A 3,389-nucleotide genomic window follows, 5' to 3' on the forward strand; every position below is an offset into this window, starting at 1 on the left:
GATATCTCATTGATACTTTTAAGTCTGCAATCACCAGATGATTTAGCTTTTAAATTGGATTTGCTCAAGATATTAACTTTAGCGGCAAAAGATGAAGTAAGATTCACATCTGAAGCAGTCCCCGTATAATCCCATAGTTACTGACAAAAATAGTCCAGTGCGATGATTGATAAATACCCTCAGAATCTTATACTGTCCTGCTTACCGCTGAGTATGCTTTTATTACTTAGCAGTACATCTTTAAGTCCACTGAAAGCTCAGGCTGTTGATACTACACAATTACTAACTAGTGATTTCACCCTATCACAACAAATTCCACCACCACCACCACCACAGGATATCCAACCACCCACACCTTCACCACTTCCCTCACCTGAAGTGCCACAGCCACTCCCCCCACCAGCAGAACTACTTCCACCCTCTGCCCCAACTCCTACACCTGATGCACCACTCCCTGGCAACTTTCCTCAAACTATTGTTGTTGAACGCTTTGAAGTTGTTGGTAGCACAGTTTTCAGTGCCCAAGAATTAGCCCTCGCTACTGCTGAATTTACCAAACGACCGATCTCGCTGACTGAATTGTTTCAAGCACGTTCCAAAATCACTGATTTATATGTCAAAAATGGTTATATTACGTCTGGTGCTTTGATTCCACCCCAAAAAATCCAACCCCAATCCCGTGTTGTCAAAATTCAGGTGGTCGAAGGTAAATTAGAAGATATTCAGGTAACTGGAACTCGGCGGCTGAATCCGAATTATGTCCGCAGCCGACTAGCAATAGCCACATCACCGCCTCTCAATCGCCAGCGTCTATTAGAAGCACTGCAACTTTTGCAACTTAATCCTTTGATTCAGAACGTGACTGCTGAACTCTCGGCAGGATCGCGGACGGGTACGAGTCTTTTGGAAGTTAAAATCAGTGAGGCAAAAACCTTTAGTGGCCAAATAGTTCTTGATAATGGGCGATCGCCTAGTGTTGGCAGTTTTCGACGCGGATTACGATTGAATGAAGCCAACTTACTCGGATTGGGAGATGGTCTGAGTTTAGGCTACACCAATACCGATGGTAGCAACTCCTTTGACGCTAGTTACACATTGCCTCTCAATCCCCGCAACGGAACTCTTAGCTTTAACTATGGCACTACGTCGAGCAATGTCATTGAGCGTCCTTTCGACATCCTAGATATCGAATCGGCTTCTCGCTACTACGAATTGACATTTCGCCAGCCAATAACCCAAACTCCTACACAAGAATTCGCTCTGGGGTTAACAGCTTCCCGACGCGAAAGTGATATCTCGTCGAGACTACAGAGAGAAGGGGTTCCCGCCTCTGACCTTTCGCCTGGTGCTGATGACGAGGGACGCACTAGGGTATCTGCGTTGCGAGTTTTTCAAGAATGGACGAGTCGTAACAGCCGTGAAGTCATCGCCCTACGCTCTCAATTCAGTTTGGGCATAGATGTGTTGAATGCCACAGTTAATCAAGATCCTCCTGATAGCCGTTTTTTTGCTTGGCAAGGGCAAGCGCAGTGGGCACGCCTTTTAGCTCCTGAAACCTTATTGTTATTACGTTTAAATACGCAACTAGCATCTACAAAACTTCTGCCTATAGAGCAATTTGGCTTAGGTGGGCAGGATAGTATTCGAGGCTACCGTCAAGATTACCTGCTAACAGATAATGGCACTTTTGTTTCTGCGGAAATTCAAGTACCGATTCTGCGCTTACCTCAGATAGATAGCATCTTACAGATTATCCCCTTTGTGGATTTTGGTGTTGGCTGGAACAGTTCTGGTAAAGATAATCCCGACCATAATACTTTAGCTGCTGTTGGTCTGGGGTTGCGTTGGGCACAGGGCGATCGCTTCACCGTTCGTCTTGACTGGGGTATTCCTTTGGTATCTGTTAACAACTCAAATGAGAGAACATTACAAGAAAACGGTCTGTATTTTAGTTTACTCTATAATCCTTTTTAAGCGCTGTTCATCTCCACCTTAGTAAGAGTTGAGATGGGGATAGACAGTACTCAATGATGAAAATATGAAGATTATCTAAGTTTTTATAAAAAAGACCCTGGGTTATGATTCCAGGGTGCATACACGTTTTTCAGGCATTAATAGGTTAAATAATAACTTCGTAAAATAGTTATTTCTACTATCTATAGAATGATACAAAAGTCGATCTAGTTATTTTAGTCTATCAATACATCTGCCATTGGGAGTATACAAATATTGGAAGAGGCAAGTTATCCAGCAAGATTCTGATTGGATTAACCTTCAAATGGTGCTGTAATTAATCCATATAATTTAAGCTAATTTAATTTTTGTTGGGGGCATAAAAACACATCAAAAATTAAATATAATTTACAGGGAAATATCCGCAAAATAATCTGTGTTCAAGGAGAATAACTTAAGCGTTTTTAGGTAGTTGCACAGTAAATAAACTACCTTTCCCTACTTCAGAAGCGACCTTGATAGTTCCTGCGTGCCCTTCTACAATGCGATGAGATAGATGTAGTCCTAAGCCACTACCTGAGCGTTTATTTCTGCCTTGGCGAAATCGCTCGAAAATTGTTGCCTGATCTTCTGGCGCAATCCCATATCCTGTATCTTGTACCTCAATTATTACCGAATCTGGATCTCCGGGATTAGATGATGTTTCATAAATGCGGATTGTTATACCTCCCGTATCTGTAAATTTAATGGCATTTGCAATCAGGTTATTTAAAACTCGCCGTAACTCTAAACGATCGCCCATGATAATACCAGCGTTTTGACTCAGTGGATCTAATTCACGGGTATCAACTTCCAGAGTTAAGCCTTTTTCACTAGTTAGAGGACTTAGTTCGCTGACTACTTCTTGAGATATCTCACATAAATCGCATTCCTCCCAATTCAAAGTTTTTTTACCTGCCTCGAAGCGATAGACTTCTAACAGGGTGTTCACCATTTCCATCAAATTTTGGTTACTGCGAATCATAACTGCGATCGCCTGTTTCATTTCCGGTGAAATTTTGCAGAATGTTTCCATTTCAAACAAATTCAACATACGATCAGAAGCTACTAGAGGAGTTCGCAAATCATGAGTCAGACGGGAAACAAAATCTTCCCGTTGACGGGCCATTTTTTGTTGTTCGTCCAGACTGTGCTTGAGACGTAATAGCGATCGCACTCTTGCCAGTAGTTCATCAGTATCAAATGGTTTCCGAATAAAATCGTCAGCACCAGCATCCAAACCTTCGACAACGCTGGATTGATGAAAGGCAGTAATCAACAGAATGGGAATATAAGAGATTGCAGGGTTATTCCGAATCCGACGTGTGACTTCATAGCCATCTATCCCCGGCATCATTACATCTAACAGAATCAGATCGGGTGGAGATTGCTGAATT

At 42.3% G+C, this 3,389-nt stretch carries 2 protein-coding genes; one reads left to right on the forward strand and one right to left on the reverse strand.

What is annotated here, in order from left to right:
• Positions 1-213 precede the first annotated feature (213 nt).
• Positions 214-1,974: a ShlB/FhaC/HecB family hemolysin secretion/activation protein gene (locus IQ229_RS19285; RefSeq protein ID WP_409339948.1), complete on the forward strand. Its 1,761-nt coding sequence runs from the start codon at positions 214-216 to the stop codon at positions 1,972-1,974.
• Between the two features lie 433 nt (positions 1,975-2,407).
• On the opposite strand, the gene IQ229_RS19290 is transcribed toward IQ229_RS19285, so the two are convergent.
• Positions 2,408-3,389 (reverse strand): hybrid sensor histidine kinase/response regulator (locus IQ229_RS19290; protein ID WP_194046510.1); only part of this gene is annotated, 982 nt, incomplete at its 5' end.

This window comes from Nostoc cf. edaphicum LEGE 07299, assembly GCF_015207245.1.
Lineage (GTDB): Bacteria > Cyanobacteriota > Cyanobacteriia > Cyanobacteriales > Nostocaceae > Nostoc > Nostoc edaphicum_B.